This is a genomic window from Halosimplex rarum, from assembly GCF_047715405.1.
In the GTDB taxonomy this organism is placed as follows: domain Archaea; phylum Halobacteriota; class Halobacteria; order Halobacteriales; family Haloarculaceae; genus Halosimplex; species Halosimplex rarum.
The window spans coordinates 269973-290585 of the sequence record NZ_CP180412.1 but is presented as its reverse complement, the minus strand read 5'-3'; the positions used below and the strand labels follow the sequence as shown (position 1 = coordinate 290585).

The window sequence follows — 20613 nt, the reverse complement described above, 5'->3', positions numbered from 1 at the left end:
GCGACCTGCTGACCGGCCGTAGAGTCGCTGAAAGAGGCGCGCCGGACGGGTGGGCATAGGAACCGGCCGGGTCTGACTTCCCGTCGCTCTCGGACTGGCCGGTCCAGTCACGACCGACGCGTGGCTCAGTCTCGACGGCGACACCAGCAACTCACGGCGAGTGAGACGAGCGCTCCGAGGAGTCCGAACCCGGGGCCCGTGTCCGCGACAGTGTCGGTCGGTGACGAGGGCGCGGCGGCCGTCGCCGAGGGTGTCGATGTCGGTGTGGTCGTCGGGGTCGGTGTGGTCGTGACCGTCTCCGAGGGTGTCGGTGTCAGCGTCGCAGTCGGCGTGGCCGTCTCCGTCGGCGTCGGCGTGGAGAGCGCCGGACGGACGGTGAACCGCTCGCGCAGGAGGGTACGGTCGCCGGCAGCGACCTCCAGCGTCGCAGCGGTGCCGGGTTCGATCCCGCTCGCGTCGAGCGTCGCCGTCGCCGACGTGTAGACGGTGTAGTTAGACAGGTGGTATATGTAGGCATCTTCGGTGGAGTTGGAACCGAACTCGTCGGTCACCGAGGTCGTGTTCGACAGCGGCGGGCCGCCGTCGGAGCGGTTCACGACCCTGAATGTCACGGGCGCACCCGCGTCGAGGGAGGTGTGTGCGACGAGTCGCTGGTCAGACTGTGCCCGGACCGTCCGGTTCCACCCGCTGGGCAACTCGAAGACCGCCTCCTCGTCGCCCCAGATCAACTCGACGACAGGTTTGACCTGCTCCCAGCCTTCATCTTCTGCTTCGAGGTCGAAGACGCTCGTGTTGCCGAGGAACTGGGAGGACCGCCCGTCGATGGTCACGTTCAGCGCGTAGCCGCGAAGTATCCCAAACTCTGGCAAGTCGTAGCCGCCCGTATCCCAGACGATCTCTCTCCCCCCCTCGACGCCGACGTAGCCGGGAAGGAGGGTCGTCGGGTCCGCGACGACGTAGTAGGTATCGGCGTCCCGGTCGCTGTAGACGGTCGTCGAACTGGTCCGGTTGAAGCGGAACACCGTTGTGGGAATGTGCAGTACGCCATGAGTCGTGGACTCCAGCCTGAAGGCGTCGTCCGCGCCGTAGACCACGTCGAAAAAGCGCATCGTCTCGTTGGTTCCGCTGGCATTCGCGAGGCGGTCGGCCATGCCCGGCATCCGCAACTCCAGGACGAGCGTCCCGTTCACCGGCACCCGTCGGTCCCGGTGGAGCCTCCCGTCGGCCATCGCCTCCTCCACGTCCGCACGCGAGGAGAACGCCTCGTGCAGCGGCCGCTCGTCGCTCAGGTCTGGATACGGCGACGGGTCGCTGCTCCAGACCCGCAGGTTCGTCACCGTCACGTTCGTCTCAGACGTCTTGGCGTCTGACTCGTCGGTCGACGACGGCGGCGGGGCCAGACCGCCAGTCGCGGCCACGGGTCCGACCACGAGCGTCAGCACGATACAGACGGCAATCGCATCGGAGAAACCGCGCTCGGAGGGCATCATCCGAGATGTCAATGGGGCGTGATAAATCCCTTGTGGCCGGCCGTCCAGTGCGTCTCGGTGCCGACGCACAATTTCGGGGAAGCCCAGACACAGTCTCGCGGACTCCCGCGCGGCCGCGTCGACCCATCCCAAGACACATATTGACAGGCGAACAACAGCAATGCGATGGTCCCACCCGTCGTCAACCTCGCCTTCGTCGTCGCGTACGCCCTCCTCTTGGCGCTCCTCGCCGTCCGTTACCGCCGCGGAGCGAACGACCGCAAGCGGCTCACGCTCCTGACCGGGGTGTGCCTGACGTGGCTCTCCTACGGCCTGTTACAGATCTCGCAGGAAGGGCCGATCCCGACCAGCACGACCCTGAACTACGCCTTCGACGGAATCGCCATCGTCTGCCTGTTCGCCGGGCTGTTCCTCATGTACCGCTGGTGGCGCGATCGGGGCCGGTCGGAAGAATCAGCGCCCGACGGCGAGTCGGCGGACCGATCTACATGAAGTCCGTCAGACCGGACTGCCCGTCGTCGTCTTCGGAGTCTGCCGCGTCGTCTGTGTCACCGTTCTCGGCGTCTGCGTCGCCCGCCTCGTCCGTGCCGTCGCCTCCGGAGAGCGACGCCTGTGCGGCCTCGCCGTCGTCTTCGGTCGCGTCGTCGCTCCCGGCGTCCGGAGCGTCGCCGTCGCCCGCGTGAGCGTTGTCGAACGCGCCGCCGGCGTTCTCGACGGCCCGCTCCTCGCGGAGCCGCTCGGCGTCCTCGACGATCGACTGCACCTTGTTGGTGTCCTCGCCGCTCCCGGTGATGAAGGAGACGTGCTTCGCTTCGAGTTCGTACTTCGCGGCCATCGCGACGGTCAGTTCGCGGTTCTTGCAGTGGTGGGTCATCACCGAGAGGTGCGGGAGAACCTCTCGGCGGGCGGTCGACATGCTGACGCCGCCGGCGTTGGCGATCTGCTGGGCGATGTAGTCGCGGGTGTTGCGGGTGCCCCGCGAGCGGCCGAGCTTCGACCAGTAACTCGGCGGGCCGTAGCGGGTCCACCCGCCCTTGGGCTCGCGTCGCGCGGCGGCGACGCCGGCGGTCATGTTGTCGCCGGCGTAGCGCCAGAACGTGTAGTTCTGCGTCGCGCGGACGCGACCCAGCCACCGGTCGGCGTTCGCCAGGAAGCCGTAGGCGACCGCCAGTTCTTCGCCCTCGTAGTCCTTGGGCATGTTGTCCTCGATCCAGTTGATGAGGTCGTCGGGCGTCTCGTCCACGTCGTAAGAAGCCTTCAGCGCTTCCTCGGCGCCAGCCTCCTTGATCACCGTGTCGAGGTAGTCGAAGACCCCCTTCGTGCGGTCGCGCTCGCCGGTCACCACGTCGTCGGCCTCGATCCGGTCGCGGCCCTCGCCGAGGGCCTGCAGGTCCTTGATCGCGCCGCGGAGATCGCCGCTGTTCATGTCGGCGATCCGGTCCAGCGCGGCGTCGTCGTACTCGATGCCCTCCTTCCTGCAGAGGTCTCGGAGGACGGGGACGATCGAGCGCTTGGAGACGTCGCGGAACTCGATGTCCTCGCAGGCGTTACGCAGCCCGTTGGACATGTCGTAGAACTCGTTGGCGATGAGGATCATCGGCTGGCTGGCTTCCTTGACCAGCCGGGTGATCGCACCGGCGCCGCCGCGGTCGACGTTGCCGTGGAGGTTGTCGGCCTCGTCGAGGATCACGACACGGCGACCGGCCTCACCGGCCGTGAGCGTCCCCGACTTGGCGGCCTCGCCGGCGACGCGCTCGATGACGTCCTTCGTGCGCGAGTCCGAGGCGTTGAGTTCGATGGTCGGCCAGCCCATGTCGTTCGCGAGCGCGTGGGCCGCGGAGGTCTTGCCGATCCCCGGCGACCCGTGGAGGACGACCGCTTCCCGGTGGTCCTCCCAGGTGTCGGCCCACTTTTTCAGGGCGTCGCGGGCCTTGTCGTTCCCGCGGATCTCCGAGAGCGACGACGGCCGGTACTTCTCCGTCCAGTCCATTGGCAGAGGCCAGGCGTGTGAGGGGGTTAGTGGTTTCGGAGCGGTCCGCGAACAGTGTCGGGCCCCACAGAGCGGCCGGAGAACCGAGGTCAACCGCGATGACCGCTCACGCCCACCGATTTCGGTTCGCGGCGGAGTGCTACACGGGGAGATGCGAGAGGGAGAGCTCGCGACCGTACGCCTTGAAGAACAGTCCGTCGTCCGTGAGAGCCATCTGTGACGCCACCCGCGTATCGGCCCGGTTGTCGCTCACAGAGCCGCTCTCGCCGACGAGAAAGAGCCCCTCGTTCATCGTCCCCATCACGATGCCGCTTTCCGTGCACAGTGCTGGCGCCAGGGTCGGACCCGTCTTCAGTTGCCACTCCTCTGTCCCGCTGGCGGCGTTCAGACCGACAGACCTCCGGGCGTTACCGCTCGGGACGACGACCGTTCCGTCGACGACGGTCGGCGTTGGCGACCGCCGGCCCGACGGAAGTTGCTCGTACACCGCCGTCTGCCACTCGACTGTTCCCGTCGCCGCGGTGACAGCGTACACGTCTCCCCACATATCGGGGACGTACACCGTTCCATCGTCGTCCGTCGGCGACGTTTTGACGGGGTTGCCGAAGTCCGTACGCCATTGGCGCTCTCCAGAGGCAGCGTCTAGCCCCACCAGCGCCCCGCCGTCGTCACGCTCGCCGGCGACGACGACGGTCTCGTCGGCGAGACAGCACCCCCACGGGGAGACGCCCGACAGTTCGTGCGTCCACATCGTCGACCCGTCTCTGAGATCCAGCGCCGTCGGGACGCCCGCGGCAATGTACGCGTGCCGCCCGTCGGACACCGGGTCAGCGAACTGGTTCCCCGGACTGGCTTCCCACAGCGTCTCCCCGGTCGCCGAGTCCAGGGCGCAGGTCTTGATCGAAGTCTGGACGACGAGCGCGTCACACAGGAGCAGGGGCGTCGTCGCGACGAGCGAGTCGAACGACCGTCGCCACGACTCGCTGGCTTCGGCGGCGTCCAGCGCCCAGACGTCCTGCTGGTCCACGACGAACACTCGCCCGCCTCCGTCTGCGACGACGCCGCCACTCCGCTCGGTCACCTCCGCGAGTTCTGTCGAGTTCGCGTCCATCGACGGCGCCCGCCGACCGCAGACGCCGGTGTTGGCCGCGTCGGCCTGAAACTGAGTCCAGCCCCCCGACGTGTCGCACTCGACCGTGGTGGTAGGCGCCCGGTCACCCCCCGACGGCCAACTCGTCTGACAACCGGCGGAGAGCGCGGCGGCCCCGAGCGCGAGGAACGAGCGACGGGTCCCGGGCGCTCGTTCGCCGCCGATTGTGAGGCCGTCTTCCATTCTACCGCTCCGTTACGTCCTTCCGCGAATAAGTCTTCTCGTTGCCACTTTGAACAGTTGATCGGAGGTGCGGCCGACCGAATCAGTCTGCTCGGCCGGCACCCGCCGGCACGCCGGTTTTCCGGCCGAGACCCCAACGGACGGCATGGTCTCGCTCGCAGGCGCTCGGCAGTTCGGGACCCGGGTTTACGAGGACGTCTCCGACAAGAACGTGACGTTCATGGCCGCCGGGCTGGCGTACAACGCGTTCGTCTCGCTGGCGCCGCTGTTGCTCATCCTCTTCGTCGTGCTCAACGTCGTCGGCGGCGGCCTCGAAGCGCGCGTCGTCGAGGCGGCCCAGCAGTACCTACCGGGGCCGATCGCCGAGGTGGTCAGCGAGCTGTTCTCCGGCGACGTGGGGTCCGGCGGGGCGTCTGTCATCGGCCTGGTCGTGCTCGTCTGGGGGGCGTTCAAGATCTTCCGCGGGCTCGACACCGCCTTCTCGGAGATCTACGAGACGACCTCCGCGAACTCGCTGGTCGACAAGTTCCGCGACGGCGGGGTCGTCTTCGTCGCGCTCGTCGTCGCCGTGGTGGCGACCGTCGGTGCCAGCGCCGCGGTCGCGCTGTTCGCGGACGCGATCCCCCTGCTCAGCTACGCGTCGCCGCTCGTCCTCCTCGGAGGTCTCCTCCTCGCCTTCCTCCCGATGTACTACGTCTTCCCCGACGTCGAGGTCGGGATCCGCGACGTGTTGCCCGGCGCCGCCTTCGCCGCCGTCGGCTGGGCCGCCTTCCAGGTACTCTTCCAGGTGTACCTCTCCTTCAGCGACCCCGGGTCGAGCAGCTTCTTCGGAGGCGTCATCGTCGTCGTCACCTACCTCTACTTCTCGGCGATGGTCCTCCTCGTCGGCGCGGTGATCAACGCCGTGACGGGCGAGCACTCCTCGGGCCGCCCCGGCGGCGTCGGGCGCGGCGCCGCGACGGACCGGACGAAGCGCGACCAGTCCCTCGAACGCGACCAGCTCGGCGCGTACCTCCGCGGGCTGGACGAGCGGCTGACCGCCCGCTACGAACCGCCGGGCGACGGGGCCGGCGCGGACCGGCCGCCGAGACCCGACGGCCCGGTCCACCTCGTCGAGTCCGTCCGGGACGAGGCCGACGGTCAGCGCTGGACGGTCGAGCTGAGCTGGCGCGTCAGCGGCGAGCGAGTCGGCCGCGAGGCCCGCGAGTCGACCCGGGCGCCGGCGGACGACTGAGATCCGGACTCAGCCCGACTCGTCGGAGCCCCCGGGAGGTCCCCGCTCGTCGACCGCGATCCGGCCCCGGAGTTCGTGTGTCGGCGCGGGGCTGATCGCGATGCCGGCGTCCTCGAACCGAGATTTGACCGCCGTCGTGTACGCGGAGCGGACGTCGTCGACCTCCGCCTGCCGGACGTCACCGAGCCAGAAGAGCACGCGGACGACCACGGCGGTCTCGCCGAGTTCGTCGACGAACGCGACCGGTTCGGGGTCGGCGGACACCGCGTCGAGGTCGCTCGCGACGTCGACCAGGACTGATCTCGCCGCGGCGACGTCGGCGTCGTAGTCGACGGCGACCCGCTCGACGACGCGGTATCGGCCGCGGCCGAACGGCCGCCTGATCGGCTGGCTCGTGAGGACGGTGTTGGGAACGGTCACGAGCGCGCCGTCGGGGTTCTCGACGCGCGTGACCCGGAGCGCGATCGCCTCGACGGTCCCCTCGCCGTCGTCCCACTCGATGTAGTCGCCGACGCTGAACTCCGGGTCGAACACGAGGACGAGCCCGCTGACGAGCGAACCGACGACCGACTGGGCGGCGACGCCGACGGCGAGCGTCCCCGCGGCGACGACGATCGCGGAGCTCGTGAGGACGGTCGCGTACCCGGCGACGCCCGCGCCGACGGCGACCGCGAGCAGGACGACGAGGACTCGGACGTAGCGGGTGAACGCGTCCTGGATGGTCGGGTTGTTGCGGTTCCGACGGCGGACCACCCGACTGATGGCCGGTTCGACGAGGTACCAGCCGACGAGGAGGACGACGACCGTCCCGAGGAGGAACCACGCCCCCCGCACCACCGTCGGAGCGAGGTCGACGAGTTCGTCCGGCCCGACGCCCGGGGTCGGCGACGGGGTCCCTGTCGCGGTCTGTGCCGGGTGGAGCGCGACGCGCACGACCATGCCGGACGCCCGACCGCGCCGGACTAAGGTATAGGCCGAGTACCGGGAGACGGGCCGCCGCCTCCGATCCGCCGCGACCACGCGCAGGGCCGGCCGCTGAAGTCGGGAGCGAGTTCCGTCCGCGAGTCCGCCGCTGAAGTCGGGGGCGAGCCAGTCGGCGGGTCGATCGGCCCGGGGCCGCGCGGAGCCCAGAGACAGAAAGCACTTCCCGTCCCGTCGGGACGACGGTGACATGAGCAACACGGAAGCGAGCGGCAAACGCGTGGTCGGCGGGGGGCTGGCAGGGGGTATCGCCGCGTGGATCCTCGGGTACCTCGCGGTGTATCTCGTCCACGCGAGCGAGATCGAGAACTCGCTGAGTTCGAACGTACTGAGCGCGCTGACCGACGAGAACGTCACCTGGAAACTCGTCGGTTGGCTCTTCTACAACGCCCACAACGTGACCGTCAAGATCCCGGGCCTGCTGGGCGGTCAGAGCGCCCAGAACTTCGTCGTCGGCGCGGAGGAGACGGCGCTGACGGCGTTCCTCGTCGTGCCGCCGCTCCTGCTCGTCGCCGCGGGGATCGCGGCGGTCTGGAACACCGCCGAGGAACCGACGACCGCCGCCCGCAACGGCGCGGCCGTCGCGCTGGGGTACCTACCGCTGTCGATCGCCGGGGCCCTCGTGTTCGCCGTCACTCTCGGCGACGCGACGGCCGCTCCGAACCTCGTCACCGCGGTCCTGCTGGCGGGCACGGTGTACCCGCTGCTGTTCGGCGCCGTCGGCGGTCTCGTCGGCGGCCACCTCTCGGCGGAGTGAGGGAGACGAGTCGGCCGTCGTGGGACGGTCCGACACGCTTTTGTCGCCACTCGTCCACCAACGGGCAAATGGGGCAGGGACAGCGGCGCGAGTTGGCCGAGAAGATCGCGGGCGAGATCGCCCTGAGCGACGACCCCGGCGGCACCCTCCGGAAGTGGCGCACCGACTTCGAGGTCGCACAGACCGAACTCGCCGACGAACTGGGCGTCTCGCCGTCGGTCGTCTCCGACTACGAGAGCGGCCGTCGGGAGAGCCCGGGCATCGGCGTCGTCAAGCGCACCGTCGAGGCGCTGCTCTCGATCGACGCCCGCCGCGGCGGAAGCCACATCCGCCAGCACGCCCGCGTGCTCTCGGCGGGCTTCGACGCGGACATCGTCCACGACCTCCGGGAGTACCCCACAGCGGTCCACGTCGACGACTTCTACGAGGCCATCGGCGCGACCGAGATCGTCGGCGGCGCCCAGGACAGCGTCGCCGGCCACACCGTCATCGACAGCATCCAGGCGATCTCCCGGCTCTCCTCCGAGGAGTTCTACCGCCTCTACGGCCAGTCGACCAACCGCGCGCTCGTGTTCACGAATGTCACCAGCGGCGAGGGCGCCATGGTCGCGCTCAGAGTCCTGAATCCGACGCCCAACGCCGTCGTCCTGCAGGGGCTCGACGACGAGAGCGTCTGGGAGCACGCCGCCGACCTCGCGCGCATCGACGGCTACTCGCTGGCCGCGTGCCCCACCGATCTGGACGAGATGCTCGCTCGCGTCCGCGACCTCCCGTAGCGCGTCACCGAATCCCACACCAGAAGAACGCTGAAGGGGCCCGCGCGAGTGCTCGCGGATATGAGTGGTCCGATTTTCATGGAAGCCGAGCGGGTGTCGTTCCACCCCATCGAGGAGGAGGACCTGGAGTTCCTCCAGACGATCATCAACCATCCCGAGGTCCGCGAGGGGCTCGCGTCGACCCGACCGATCAACATGGCCGACGAGCGCGAGTGGTTCGAGTCCCTCGGCGAGGACGGCGTCCAGTTCCTGTTGCGGGTCGACGGCGACCGCGTCGGGACGATCAGCTTCCGCGACGTCAGCGGAGAGTGGGGAACCGCGGAACTCGCCTACTTCTTCCACCCCGACCACTGGGGCGAGGGCTACGCAACCGAGGCCGTCCGGCGGATGGCGGAGTACGGCTTCGCCGAACGCCGCTTCGAGAAGATCTGGGCGCGCGTCTTCGCGTTCAACGACGCGTCGGCGCGCGTCCTGGAGAAGGCCGGGTTCGAGCACGAGGGGACGCTGCGCGGCCAGGCGTTCGCCCGCGGCCGCCGCGTCGACATGGAGCGGTACGGAGTGCTGGCTTCGGAGTGGTGACGGACTGGCGGTGACACCACCACTACCACCACGCTACAGTCCGAGTTCGCGACCGAGGACCAGCCGCTGGATCTCGCTGGTCCCTTCGCCGATCTCCATGAGCTTGGCGTCGCGGAAGAAGCGCTGGGGAGCGAAGTCCGTCGTGTAGCCGTAGCCGCCCAGCACCTGGACGGCGTCTTCCGCCACTTCCCGGGAGACCTCCGAAGCGTCGAGCTTCGCCATCGAGGACAGGCGCGTCACGTCCTCGCCCTCGTCGTACAAGACGGCGGCCTTGTGGGTGAGCAGCCGCGCCCGCTCGATCTTGCGGTCCATCGCGACGAGCATGTCCCGGACTGCGTCGAACTTCCCGATCGGCTGGCCGAACTGCTCGCGCTCTTTCGCGTAGGATAGCGCGGCCTCGAAGGCGCCCTGCGCCAGCCCGACCGAGAGCGCGGCGATCGAGATGCGCCCGCCGTCGAGGGTCTTCTTCGTCTGGTCCCACCCCTCGCCGGGCTCGCCGAGGATGCGGTCCTCGGGGATCCGCACGTTCGAGAGCGTGATCTCGCAGGTCGGCGAGGCGTTGAGCCCCATCTTGTCCCACACCGCCGAGATCTCGAATCCGTCGTCCTCCGGATCCACGATGAACGTCGAGATGCCCTCGTAGCCCGCGCCGGGTTCGGTGACCGCCTTGACGAGCACCGACCCCGCCACGTTCGCGTTTGTGATGAACTGCTTCGTCCCGTTGAGGACCCACTCGTCACCCTCCTTCTCTGCGGTCGTGTCCATGTCGGAGGCGTCCGAGCCCGACCCGGGTTCGGTGAGCGCCCACGACCCGAGAGACTCGCCGGTCGCCAGCGGTTCGAGCCACCGCTCTTTCTGCTCGTCCGTACCGAACAGCTCGATGGGTTTGCTCGCCAGCGAGACGTGGGCCGCGTAGGAGAGGCCGATGGAGCCGGACACCCGCCCCAGCTCCTCGGTGACGAGCGCGTACATCAGCTGATCGCCGCCCAGGCCCCCGTATTCCTCGGAGATCGGGACGCCCATCACGTCCAGGTCGGCGAGTTCGTCGAACACCTCCTCCGGGAAGCGGTGTTCGTCCTCGATCTCCTGGGCGATGGGTTCGATCTCCTCGTCGCAGAAGTCGCGCACCGTCTCCCGGATCATCCGGTGCTCGTCGGGGAGGGTGAAGTCCATACGCCGCCGTACGCCTCGAGTGGACATATAGCATGGTGGCACCCCGCGCCACCGGCGCTACGCCCGACCGCACGAACGGCCACAAGACACATACCACCCCGCCCAGTCGGCCGAGACGTGCTTTCCCGTCAGCGACGCGCCCTCCTGCGAGCGCTCGGCGTCGCTGCCGCCGGCGCCCTCGCAGGGTGTCCGGGCGACGAGTCCGGTGACACGGACACGCCCGACGCCGACCCCACGCCGACTGACACCCCCGCTCCCACGCCGACGGCGCGACCGACCGAGTCGCCGACTGCGACGGCCACCGACACGGAGACGGCGACCGAGACGGAGACGGACGCACCCGACGATGAGACGCCCGAGACAGACGGTGCCGAGCCCGCCCGGCCCGACACGGGCTGGCCGCTCCCCCGAGGGGGCGAGAGAAACCACGGCCACAACCCCGAGGGAGTCACCTTCGGGGCAGCGCCGACCGAGGCGTGGCGAGCCGAGCCACCTGCGGCGGACACTGACTACCACGACCCGGAGTACGTCCACCCGGTCGTCGCCGACGGGCGGGTGTACGCCACCGGTCGGTTGGTTTACGGGCCGCACGTCGCTCCGCCCGAGCGGCAGTTCCTGCACGCCCTCGACCCGGTGACGGGCGAACGAGTCTGGGAGTACGAACTGACAGACGAGTCCGACGGGTCGGTGGCGGAAGTGTCCGCCTGCGCCGCCCGCGGCGACCGAGTGTACGTCGGCGCGGACGACCGACTCCACGCCGTCGACGCCGCCGAAGGGACGGCCCACTGGACGCGCCAGCTCCCTGAGCGCGTCGACGTCGTTCACCCTACCGCCGAGGGGGTCGTGCTCGCGACGGGGTGGTCGGTGCGGGTGCTGGAAAGCGACGGCGAGCGGCGCTGGGACCACGAGTTCGGCGAACACGTCGGCGCCCGGCCGGCGCTGGGCGACCAGTACCTCTACGTCGGCGCCTCGGGCAAGCAGCTGATGGCCTTCGACCCGGCGACCGGCGACCGGGCGTGGATGGCGGACGCGATGCCGCCGGAAGGAACCGACGAGGGCGGCTGGGCCGTGTACACGGTGGTCACGGTGGGCGAACGTGTCGTCGTTCGCCGAGCTAGCGGAGTCGTCTACGCCTTCGACCGGACGGGCGAACCCGTCTGGCACGACCGCGCCCGCGGCAGGGGACTGACCGCCGACGGCGAGCGCCTGTACACCGGACGGGTCGGCGGGAAGGTGGTCGCGACCGACCCGGCGACGGGCGAACGGGTCTGGGAGCAGACCGTCGGCGACCGGACGGACGACGCGCGGCGGGGCGTCGGTCCGATGGTCGCCGGCGACGACGCCCTCTACGGGGCGGTAGCCGACGGCACGCTGTTCGCGCTACGCCCCGACGACGGGTCGGTCGTCTGGACCGCCGAGACCGACGCCGAGCGCCTCGCGCTCGGGTCCGAGGCGCTGTACGGGGTGGGCGACCGCGACGGGGAACTCCGCCGGTGGACCGCGGGCGGAGACGGATGACCGAACCACTAAACCCGTGGCCCACCACTCGCCGGACAGATGGCGTTCCGGCGATTTCTCCGGGGGACAGTCCCCTGGCCGACGCTCGAAGGGGCGGTCCGGGAGGTGATGGACCGCTACGACCTGGAGATGGCGAGAGTCGTCTTCCTCGACGCGGACAACTGGCTGTCGACACCCTGCGTGGTCAACGACGAACTGTTCGTCAAGGTCGTCACCGAACAGAACTCGCTGGTCCACGCCCTGCTCACCGCCGGGCGCAACCTCGGCGCGTTCTCCTCGGGCACTGAGGGCTTCTTCGAGCGCTTCGACGCGCCCATCGAGATGGCCGAGCACGAACTGGAAGCCAACGAGCGGATGCGCGAGATCGGCGTCAACGCGCCCGAGCCCAAGGAGGCCTTCGAGTTCGACGACGTGGCCGTGATGGTCCTCGAATACCTCCCGGACTTCCGGTCGCTGGACGAACTGCCGCCCGACGAGGTGCGCGGCCACGCGGTCGACCTCTTCGAGGCCCTCGACCGGATGCACGACAACAACCTCGCCCACGGCGACCTCCAGCGCGAGAACGTCCTCGTCTCCGGGGGCGACCTGTACTTCATCGACGCGACGAAGGTCCGCGGCGACGCCATCGAGGACGCCCGCGCCTACGACACCGCCTGCGCGCTCGGCGCGCTCGAACCGCTCATCGGCGCGCGAGAGGCCGTCGCCGCCGCGCTGGAAGTCCACGACCCCGACGCCCTGCTCGAAGCCCGCGACTTCCTCGACTTCGTCAACATCCGCCCCGAACACGACTTCGACGGCGCCGCCGTCAAAGGCGAGATCGAGAAACACGCCGCCTGAACCGGACCGGCTCGAACGGTCACGATGCGCGCGCTCTGGCGGTCAGGTAGACCCCGCCGAGTACGACCGCGCCGCCGACGACCGTCCATCTCCCCGGAACTTCTGCGAGCAACACCAGCGCCAGAAGGGTGCTCCCGACCGGTTCGCCGAGCAGCGACACGCTCACGACCGAGGACTCGACGTGTTCGAGCGCCCAGTTGATGACCGTGTGGCCGAACACGCCCGGGCCGATCGCCATCGCGAGGAACAGCGCCCACTCGACCGGCGGATAGCCGACGAGGCCGTCCCCCTGCGCGATCACGAATGCTCCGAGGACGACGGCGCACGCCGAGTAGACGACCGTCACGTACGGGACGAGCGCGATTCGGGCGCGCAGCGCCCGCCCGGCGAGCACGTAGCCGGCCATCATCACCGCGCCGAGGAGGGCGAGCGCGTTCCCCGCCAGCGGCCGCGGGCCGACCGCCGCTCCGCCGAGGAGTTCGCCGAGGGACATGACCACCGCGCCCGCGAGCGCGATCAGGATCCCTGCGGTCTTCGAGAGCGTGAGCCGCTCGTCGAGATACAGCGCCGCGCCGACGGCGACGAACAGCGTCTGGGACTGCACGAGCGTCACCGAGGCCGCGACGCTCGTCCACCTGACCGACTGGAACCACGCCGCGAAGTGGACGGCGAGGGCGACGCCCGTGACCCCCGCTGCGAGGGCGTCCCTGCGCCCGAGCGACCGGAGGTCCTCGCCGTGCCTGGAGAACGCGAGCGGCCCGAGCAGTCCGACCGTGAAGAGGACGCGGTAGAACGCCGCGACCGACGGCGGCGCGTCGCTCCAGCGGACGAGGATCGCGCTCGTCGAGACCGCGAGTATCGCGACCACCAGCGCCGCTATCGGCGACACCCGGGATTCGAGGCGACGCGATAGCGTCTCGCCGGCCATCGACCGCTCGTTGTGCGAGACGCGCCTTTCGTCTTTCCCTGCACCGGCGCGTCGACCGGGAACGCGGCCGACGACAGGCGCAGCGGCGGGCCCGTTCAGCCGTCCCAGAAGTGGCCGTCGCTGAGCGGTGGCGCACCGATCCCGATCGCGCGGACCGGTTCGTCCGCGTCGGCGGCGTTGTGCGCGCGGTGGGGGCTCTCGGGCTCGGCGACGAAGAACTGTCCGGCAGAGACGGTGTACAGCTCCTCCGGCGTTTCGACGCTGAGTTCGCCCGAGAGCACGTAGAATACCTCCTCCTGCTCGTCGTGGTAGTGCAGGCCCGAGAGCGGGATCTCCTCGCCCGGCGCGACGGTGTAGGTGCGCAGACCCACGCGATCCATCTCGGCGGCCTCGCTGACGTAGCGCATCTCCGACGGACGGTCCGGCTCCGGTTCCAGTTCGGTGGGGTCGACGACATGATAGCCAATACCAATTAATCGAAAATCCAGAACGTAAATGTTCTCTCGCGCTGGTTCAGCGTAACCCGTTCGTACCCGCGTCGATGTGAGCGCGACGTGCCCGTTCCGCGAGCCTACCTCTCGAGAGCGAACGAGCGGACGGTCGGAAAATTTCGGGACGGCGTCGAGAAATATCGACTTTCGATCCGTAAGCGCGACCATCGCGTCCGGGCCGCGGCGCCCGCGATCCGGATAGTGTGAGACGTGATATCGACACTCTCTCGATGCGACGTAATCACAACTGATCGACGAACCGGCTGAACGATTGACCAACATTACTCGTTCTGGTAGCTGAATAACAATACCGCGACTGTTCGTTGTGCCGGTGCTATGCCACACCAACCAGGCGGAGAATCGACACGCGGACGACTCGCAGTTGTCGGTGTCGTGTTGTTGTTCATCGTGAGTACGTCCGTCGCAGGCGCCGTCCAGTTGGGGACACAACCGGAGGCCCCGGCGGACGCCGCACCGATTCAGGAGTCGTCACAGAGCGGATACGAAGGCACGATAAACTTGACAGACGCGGACGTGAAATACGCGGGTGAAGGGACCAGCGACACGGCCGGATGGACGGTTTCGGAGGCCGGCGACGTAAACGGTGACGGGGTCGACGACCTGATCATCGGCGCGCCGCGCAACGACTCCGCCGGCCCGAACTCCGGCGCGGCCTACATCGTCTACGGCCCGGCCGACCCCGGGGAAGTGAACCTCTCCGACGCGGACGTGACGCTCCGCGGCGTGGAGAGCAACGATCTGGCCGGCTGGTCGGTGTCGACGGCCGGCGACGTCAACGGTGACGGCCTCGACGACGTCGTGATCGGCGCACCGTACAACGACAGCGCCGCGCCGAACGGCGGCGCCGCGTACGTCGTCTACGGCGACGAGTCGCTCCCGTCGTCGATGAACCTCTCCGACGCCGACGCGGTCCTGACCGGAACCGAAGCCAACGGCCTCGCGGGCTACTCCGTCTCGAACGTCAACACGACGGGCGAGTACGGGAGCGTCGCCGTCGGCGCGCCGTACGCCGACGCGGGCGGCGAGAACGCCGGTGCGGCGTACGTCGTGTCCGGCCTCTCGCTCGTCGAATCGCCCGGGAGCGCCCTGAACCTCTCCGAGGCGAGCACGACCTTCCTCGGTGAGCGCGACGGTAGCAACGCCGGCTGGTCGGTCGCGAACGCCGGCGACGTCGACGGCGAGGGCGATGCGAACGTCGTGATCGGCGCGCCGCGATACAACGCTACCGCAGCGGAGTCCGAGACCGGTGACGCGGCCAACCTCACCGGTGCGGCCTACGTCGCGAACGCCGAGCAGGGAGGAAACGTCTCGCTCGCCGACGCGTCGGTGACGCTGATCGGCGTCTCGGAGGGCGACCGTGCAGGCTGGGCGGTCGCGGGCGCGGGTGACCTGAACGACGACGGCTACCAGGACGTCGTGATCGGCGCCCCCTACAACGATTCGAACAACCGCACCGACGCCGGCGCCGCGTACGCCGTCTACGGCGGTTCGGACATCGACGGCGAGCAGTCACTATCCGACGCGGACGTCAGCATGGCCGGTGAAGGAGCGCTCGACCGCGCCGGTTGGTCCGTCTCCGCGGCCGGCTCGGGTGACGTGACGTGCGACGACGTCGACGACGTGCTCGTGGGCGCGCCGTACAACGACAGCAGCGCCGGCGAGAACGCCGGTGCCGCCTACCTCGTCTCGGGCAACGCCTCGCTCGACGGCGATCTGAACCTCTCGAACGCCGACGCGACGTTCCTGGGGGAAGGCGAGGGTGACCGCGCCGGCTACGCCGTCTCCGAGGCAGGCGACATGAACGACGACGGCTTCGAGGACGTCGCGATCGGCGCCCCCTACAACGACTCGAACAACCGCACCGACGCCGGTGCTGCGTACCTGCTCTTCAGCGATTGCGAAGAACCCGTCGGTGCCGAGACCCCGACCGACACGCCGACCGAGACGCCAAAGACGCTGACCGAGACGCCTGATACGCCGACCAAGACGCCAGAGACGCCGACCGAGACGCCAGACACGCCAACCAAGACGCCGGAGACGCCGACCGAGACGCCAGAGACGCTGACCGAGACGCCGGAGACGCCGACCGAGACGCCAGAGACGCTGACCGAGACGCCTGATACGCCGACCAAGACGCCAGAGACGCCGACCAAGACGCCAGAGACGCCGACCGAGACGCCAGACACGCCAACCAAGACGCCAGAGACGCCGACCGAGACGCCAGACACGCCAACCAAGACGCCAGACACGCCGACCGAGACGCCAGAGACGCCGACCGAGACGCCAGAGACGCCGACCGAGACGCCAGAGACGCCAACCAAGACGCCGGAGACGCCGACCGAGACGCCAGAGACGCTGACCGAGACGCCTGATACGCCGACCAAGACGCCAGAGACGCCGACCAAGACGCCAGAGACGCCGACCGAGACGCCAGACACGCCAACCAAGACGCCAGAGACGCCGACCGAGACGCCAGACACGCCAACCAAGACGCCAGACACGCCGACCGAGACGCCAGAGACGCCGACCGAGACGCCAGAGACGCCGACCGAGACGCCAGAGACGCCAACCAAGACGCCGGAGACGCCGACCGAGACGCCAGAGACGCCAACCAAGACGCCGGAGACGCCGACCGAGACGCCAGAGACGCCAACCAAGACGCCGGAGACGCCGACCGAGACGCCAACCAAGACGCCGGAGACGCCGACCGAGACGCCAGAGACGCCAACCAAGACGCCGGAGACGCCGACCGAGACGCCAACCAAGACGCCGGAGACGCCGACCGAGACGCCAGAGACGCCAACCAAGACGCCGGACACGGAGACCCCGGACACGGAGACCCCGGACACTGAGACCCCGGACACTGAGACTCCGGACACTGAGACTCCGGACACTGAGACGCCGGATACGGAGACTCCGGACACTGAGACGCCGGACACGGAGACCCCGGACACGGAGACGCCGGACACTGAGACCCCGGACACGGAGACCCCGGACACTGAGACGCCGGATACGGAGACTCCGGACACTGAGACGCCGGATACGGAGACGCCGGACACGGAGACGCCGGACACGGAGACCCCGGACACGGAGACCCCGGACACTGAGACGCCGGATACGGAGACGCCGGACACTGAGACGCCGGACACTGAGACCCCGGACACTGAGACCCCGGACACGGAGACCCCGGACACTGAAACTCCGGACACGGAGACCCCGGACACTGAGACGCCGGATGACGGTCCTACTACCGACTTCAGAGGCTGCAGTCAGGTCATCATCAGTGACCTGGAGGAGGGTGACGAAGTCGAAGTAGTGGCGATCGGTAACGACGGGACGGAGGCCTCGTTCATGACGACGATCAGCGAAGGCCAGACTGAGCTCAGCGTCACCGCTGACGACCCCGCCTTCGCCGGCCTCGACGAACCGAAAATCTTCGAGGTGTACGTGAACGGTGACCTGATCGCGACCAACGACAACGTCGAGCAGAACGAGCAGGGCATGTACACGTGCGCCGGCGCCGGTAACGGCGGAAACGGGGGCAACGCGCCCGCCGGCGACCAGGCTGCACTGCAGACGCTCTCGCAGTCGCCGCTGTTCCCGGTTCCCTTCGTCGGACTGATGGGAATCTCGCTCGCCGTGCTGGGGATGAGCCGGTTCCGCGACGAATAACGCTCCGGTTCGACCCAATTTTTTCCGCGCCGACGGCGGTTTCACCGCAACGAGACAGACCAGACGATCGTCGCTCGTGGTGACTGTTTCTCGCACCGTTCACGTCATCGTACCGCGACTGACAAGCGCAGGTTTCCGCCGCTCTCGTGAACCGTTCGCTCCCTCGCTTTGCCGACCAGAACCGCGAGACGGCGTCGACAAATACCGCCTTTCAGGCGGATCGTCCGGCGCGGTCGAGCGGTCGGTGGCGGCAGTGTCGAGCCGTGCCGCGAACGGCAACTGGGCGAGTCGGAACAGTCGGGAGAGTTCACTCGCCGAGCGGGTAACGTCGCGTTGTCTCGCGATGGTCGCTGAATAACAACCACAGGGCTGGTCGTGCGTCCGATGCATGCCAGACGAATCATCGTCGAAATCCGGGGCGGCGCGCAGCCGACTGTTCGTGGTCGGCGTCGTCGCGCTGGTCCTGTTGAGCACAGTCGTCGCCGGCGCGGTCGACCTCGGTGCGGCCGAGGGACCGTCGGCGACAGCCGAGAACGACGCAGCTGCGGCGCAGGCACAGCCCGGCGGCTTCGCGGACTCGACGAACCTCTCCGACGCCGAAGCGACGTTCCACGGCGAGGGCGTCAACGACACCGCTGGCCTCTCGGTCGCGAGCGCGGGCGACGTGAACGGCGACGGCGTGACCGACCTGATCGTCGGTGCGCCGCGCAACAGTTCCGCCGCTCCGAACGCGGGCGCAGCCTACATCGTCTACGGCCCGGCCGACCCCGGGGAAGTGAACCTCTCCGACGCCGACGTGGTGCTGCGAGCACCCGAGAACAACGAACTCGCCGGCTGGTCGGTGTCGACGGCCGGCGACGTCAACGGTGACGGCCTCGCCGACGTCGTCGTCGGCGCGCCGTACAGCGACAACGCCACCGGGAACGGCGGTGCTGCGTACGTGATCTACGGCAACGAGTCGCTCCCGTCGGCGATGAACCTCTCCGACGCCGACGCCGTGCTGGCCGGCACGGCCGACGACGGCCTCGCGGGCTACTCCGTCGCGGCCGTGAACCGAACGAACGGGACCGACGCCGTCGCCGTCGGCGCGCCGTACGCAAACACCAGCGGGACGAACGCCGGCGCCGCGTACGTCGTCGACGGCGACACCATCGCTGACTCGGACGACACGCGAGTGAACCTCTCGAACGCCGACGCGACGTTCCTCGGTGAACGCAACGGCAGCAACGCCGGCTGGTCGGTCGCCGAGGCAGGCGACGTGAACGACGACGGCGTCACAGAGGTAGCCGTCGGCGCTCCCGGATACAACGCCACCGCAGACGCGACTGACGATGACGAAGCGTCCGACCGACTGAACCGCACCGGCGCAGTCTACGTCGCGGACGCCACCGAATCGGGCACCACTTCGCTCGAAGACGCGACGGCGACCTACGTCGGCGTCTCTGAGGGCGACCGCGCGGGCTGGTCGGTCGCCGGCGCGGGCGACGTGAACAACGACACCGTCGACGACCTCGTCGTCGGCGCTCCGTACAACGACTCGAACAACCGCACGAACGCGGGCGCGGCCTACGTCGTCTACGGCGACGAGGACCTCGGTGACGACGGCGTGACGACGCTCGCCGACGCCGACGTCCGTCTTGCCGGTTCGGGTGCGCTCGACCGCGCCGGCTGGTCCGTCTCGTCGTACGGCGCGAACGGTACTGGCTGCGACGCCGCGAGCGACGTGCTCGTCGGCGCGCCCTACAACGACAGCAGCGCCGGCGAGAACGCCGGCGCGGCCTACCTCGTCACGGGCGGCGAGGCCCTGGGCGACAGCGTGAACCTCTCCGACGCCGACGCTCGGTTCCTCGGCGCCGGCGCGGACGACCTGGCCGGCTACGCGGTCGCCGACGCCGGGGACTTCTTCGACGACGGGACCGCCGACGTCGTCGTGGGCGCGCCCTACAACGACTCCCTGAACCGCACCGACGCGGGCGCCGCGTACGCGCTCCGCGCCGACTGTCCCGACACCGTGGCGCCGGAGACCGAAGCGCCGACCGATGCGGAGACGGAGACGGACAATGCGACTGCGACGGGCACCGACACGGCCGCGGGGACAGCGACCGAGACTGCTACTGAGACGGCGGCCGGCACGGATACCGTGACCGCCACCGCGACCGAGACGGCCGTCGCCCCCGAGACTGAGACCGACACGGCCACGGAGACAGACACGGCCACGGACACCGGGACCGCGACCGACACGCCGACGCAGACGACCGAGGCGCCAGGTACGCAACCGGAAGACGGATCGATCGACTTCGTCGCCTTCTGCTTCGACTCCGATCAGACGGAGCGGAGGGTGATCATCATCAACAACGTCGACGACAACACCGAGGGCGATCCGGTCACGGTCAACTACCGTGAGGGCGGTCCCGGAATGGGGCCGGAATCGGTCGTCCACGGGACCGGGTCCGGACTCTACGAGCAGTCGGGGAGCCCGGGCGTCGTCGAGGCCGGTGAGGGGACTGACGTGAGCGGCGACCGCTCCGCGAGCAGCCCCTGTACACCCGGCCAGACCCAGCTGCGATTCGCGCAGAGCGAACTCGACCGCGGGTCGGTCAAGGCGTACCCCGACGACGCGGACACCGGCGAGGGCGAGGAGACCGAGACGCCGGACGACGACGGCGGCGCGGGCAACGCGCCGGCCGGCGAGCAGACGGCGCTGGAGACCCTTTCCACCTCGCCGCTGTTCCCCCTCCCGTTCGTCGGACTGATGGGTCTCTCGCTGGCCGTGCTGGCGACGGCGCGCACGCGCGGGGAATAGCGACTCCGGCGCGCGACCCCTCTGGAACCG

General features: G+C 69.2%; 16 protein-coding genes. 9 read left to right on the top strand and 7 right to left on the bottom strand.

Annotated features, from left to right (window positions below; genetic code table 11):
• Positions 1 to 125 precede the first annotated feature (125 nt).
• On the bottom strand, positions 126 to 1487 hold the full coding sequence (locus ACMGFH_RS01345) for a hypothetical protein (RefSeq protein ID WP_415380981.1): 1362 nt from the start codon (positions 1485 to 1487) through the stop codon (positions 126 to 128).
• Positions 1488 to 1655: 168 nt separating this feature from the next.
• Here ACMGFH_RS01345 and ACMGFH_RS01340 point away from each other — a divergent pair, with 168 nt between their 5' ends.
• Entirely contained in the window at positions 1656 to 1982 is a 327-nt protein-coding gene (locus tag ACMGFH_RS01340) for a hypothetical protein (protein ID WP_415380980.1), read from the top strand.
• On the opposite strand, the gene ACMGFH_RS01335 is transcribed toward ACMGFH_RS01340, so the two are convergent.
• Both ACMGFH_RS01335 and ACMGFH_RS01330 read right to left on the bottom strand, forming a co-directional pair.
• Positions 1975 to 3480 carry a replication factor C large subunit gene (locus ACMGFH_RS01335; RefSeq protein ID WP_415380979.1) on the bottom strand — a complete coding sequence of 502 codons (1506 nt, stop codon included), beginning with the start codon at positions 3478 to 3480 and terminating at the stop codon, positions 1975 to 1977. The two genes, ACMGFH_RS01340 and ACMGFH_RS01335, sit on opposite strands and share 8 nt — an antisense overlap.
• A gap of 139 nt (positions 3481 to 3619) precedes the next feature.
• Positions 3620 to 4813, bottom strand: coding sequence for a PQQ-binding-like beta-propeller repeat protein (locus ACMGFH_RS01330; RefSeq protein WP_415380978.1), 1194 nt, complete (start codon positions 4811 to 4813; stop codon positions 3620 to 3622).
• Between the two features lie 145 nt (positions 4814 to 4958).
• Here ACMGFH_RS01330 and ACMGFH_RS01325 point away from each other — a divergent pair, with 145 nt between their 5' ends.
• On the top strand, positions 4959 to 6047 hold the full coding sequence (locus ACMGFH_RS01325; protein ID WP_415380977.1) for a YihY/virulence factor BrkB family protein: 1089 nt from the start codon (positions 4959 to 4961) through the stop codon (positions 6045 to 6047).
• Positions 6048 to 6056: 9 nt separating this feature from the next.
• On the opposite strand, the gene ACMGFH_RS01320 is transcribed toward ACMGFH_RS01325, so the two are convergent.
• Complete coding sequence (locus ACMGFH_RS01320) at positions 6057 to 6986, bottom strand: mechanosensitive ion channel family protein (protein WP_415380976.1); 930 nt, start codon at positions 6984 to 6986, stop codon at positions 6057 to 6059.
• 232 nt (positions 6987 to 7218) lie between these two features.
• Between ACMGFH_RS01320 and ACMGFH_RS01315 the strand changes: the two genes are divergently transcribed.
• The 3 genes from ACMGFH_RS01315 (at position 7219) to ACMGFH_RS01305 (ending at position 9140) form a co-directional block, all read left to right on the top strand.
• Entirely contained in the window at positions 7219 to 7785 is a 567-nt protein-coding gene (locus tag ACMGFH_RS01315; protein WP_415380975.1) for a transporter, read from the top strand.
• Positions 7786 to 7853: 68 nt separating this feature from the next.
• Positions 7854 to 8561 (top strand): helix-turn-helix domain-containing protein, encoded by a 708-nt coding sequence (locus tag ACMGFH_RS01310; protein WP_415380974.1) that lies wholly within the window; start codon positions 7854 to 7856, stop codon positions 8559 to 8561.
• 60 nt (positions 8562 to 8621) lie between these two features.
• On the top strand, positions 8622 to 9140 hold the full coding sequence (locus ACMGFH_RS01305; protein WP_415380973.1) for a GNAT family N-acetyltransferase: 519 nt from the start codon (positions 8622 to 8624) through the stop codon (positions 9138 to 9140).
• A 33-nt stretch (positions 9141 to 9173) separates the two neighbouring features.
• Here ACMGFH_RS01305 and ACMGFH_RS01300 read toward each other — a convergent pair whose 3' ends face one another.
• Positions 9174 to 10313 (bottom strand): acyl-CoA dehydrogenase family protein, encoded by a 1140-nt coding sequence (locus ACMGFH_RS01300; protein ID WP_415380972.1) that lies wholly within the window; start codon positions 10311 to 10313, stop codon positions 9174 to 9176.
• 117 nt (positions 10314 to 10430) lie between these two features.
• Between ACMGFH_RS01300 and ACMGFH_RS01295 the strand changes: the two genes are divergently transcribed.
• Together ACMGFH_RS01295 and ACMGFH_RS01290 are read left to right on the top strand one after the other, a co-directional pair.
• On the top strand, positions 10431 to 11831 hold the full coding sequence (locus ACMGFH_RS01295) for a PQQ-binding-like beta-propeller repeat protein (protein ID WP_415380971.1): 1401 nt from the start codon (positions 10431 to 10433) through the stop codon (positions 11829 to 11831).
• Positions 11832 to 11870: 39 nt separating this feature from the next.
• The gene (locus tag ACMGFH_RS01290) at positions 11871 to 12668 is read left to right on the top strand and encodes an RIO1 family regulatory kinase/ATPase (RefSeq protein ID WP_415380970.1); all 798 of its coding nucleotides are present in this window, start codon (positions 11871 to 11873) and stop codon (positions 12666 to 12668) included.
• 19 nt (positions 12669 to 12687) lie between these two features.
• On the opposite strand, the gene ACMGFH_RS01285 is transcribed toward ACMGFH_RS01290, so the two are convergent.
• The gene (locus ACMGFH_RS01285; RefSeq protein WP_415380969.1) at positions 12688 to 13596 is read right to left on the bottom strand and encodes a DMT family transporter; all 909 of its coding nucleotides are present in this window, start codon (positions 13594 to 13596) and stop codon (positions 12688 to 12690) included.
• Between the two features lie 95 nt (positions 13597 to 13691).
• Positions 13692 to 14063, bottom strand: coding sequence for a cupin domain-containing protein (locus ACMGFH_RS01280; RefSeq protein ID WP_415383296.1), 372 nt, complete (start codon positions 14061 to 14063; stop codon positions 13692 to 13694).
• A gap of 432 nt (positions 14064 to 14495) precedes the next feature.
• Here ACMGFH_RS01280 and ACMGFH_RS01275 point away from each other — a divergent pair, with 432 nt between their 5' ends.
• Complete coding sequence (locus tag ACMGFH_RS01275; RefSeq protein WP_415380968.1) at positions 14496 to 17780, top strand: hypothetical protein; 3285 nt, start codon at positions 14496 to 14498, stop codon at positions 17778 to 17780.
• A 388-nt stretch (positions 17781 to 18168) separates the two neighbouring features.
• A complete protein-coding gene (locus tag ACMGFH_RS01270) occupies positions 18169 to 20583 on the top strand; it encodes an integrin alpha (protein ID WP_415380967.1) in 2415 nt (804 codons plus the stop codon).
• The last annotated feature ends 30 nt before the right edge of the window (positions 20584 to 20613 follow it).

Coding starts and splice junctions, on each gene's coding strand:
- ACMGFH_RS01345 (WP_415380981.1), bottom strand. CDS start 1,487: ATGCCCTCCGAGCGCGGTTTCTCCGATGCGATTGCCGTCTGTATCGTG.
- ACMGFH_RS01340 (WP_415380980.1), top strand. CDS start 1,656: ATGGTCCCACCCGTCGTCAACCTCGCCTTCGTCGTCGCGTACGCCCTC.
- ACMGFH_RS01335 (WP_415380979.1), bottom strand. CDS start 3,480: ATGGACTGGACGGAGAAGTACCGGCCGTCGTCGCTCTCGGAGATCCGC.
- ACMGFH_RS01330 (WP_415380978.1), bottom strand. CDS start 4,813: ATGGAAGACGGCCTCACAATCGGCGGCGAACGAGCGCCCGGGACCCGT.
- ACMGFH_RS01325 (WP_415380977.1), top strand. CDS start 4,959: ATGGTCTCGCTCGCAGGCGCTCGGCAGTTCGGGACCCGGGTTTACGAG.
- ACMGFH_RS01320 (WP_415380976.1), bottom strand. CDS start 6,986: ATGGTCGTGCGCGTCGCGCTCCACCCGGCACAGACCGCGACAGGGACC.
- ACMGFH_RS01315 (WP_415380975.1), top strand. CDS start 7,219: ATGAGCAACACGGAAGCGAGCGGCAAACGCGTGGTCGGCGGGGGGCTG.
- ACMGFH_RS01310 (WP_415380974.1), top strand. CDS start 7,854: ATGGGGCAGGGACAGCGGCGCGAGTTGGCCGAGAAGATCGCGGGCGAG.
- ACMGFH_RS01305 (WP_415380973.1), top strand. CDS start 8,622: ATGAGTGGTCCGATTTTCATGGAAGCCGAGCGGGTGTCGTTCCACCCC.
- ACMGFH_RS01300 (WP_415380972.1), bottom strand. CDS start 10,313: ATGGACTTCACCCTCCCCGACGAGCACCGGATGATCCGGGAGACGGTG.
- ACMGFH_RS01290 (WP_415380970.1), top strand. CDS start 11,871: ATGGCGTTCCGGCGATTTCTCCGGGGGACAGTCCCCTGGCCGACGCTC.
- ACMGFH_RS01285 (WP_415380969.1), bottom strand. CDS start 13,596: ATGGCCGGCGAGACGCTATCGCGTCGCCTCGAATCCCGGGTGTCGCCG.
- ACMGFH_RS01270 (WP_415380967.1), top strand. CDS start 18,169: ATGCCAGACGAATCATCGTCGAAATCCGGGGCGGCGCGCAGCCGACTG.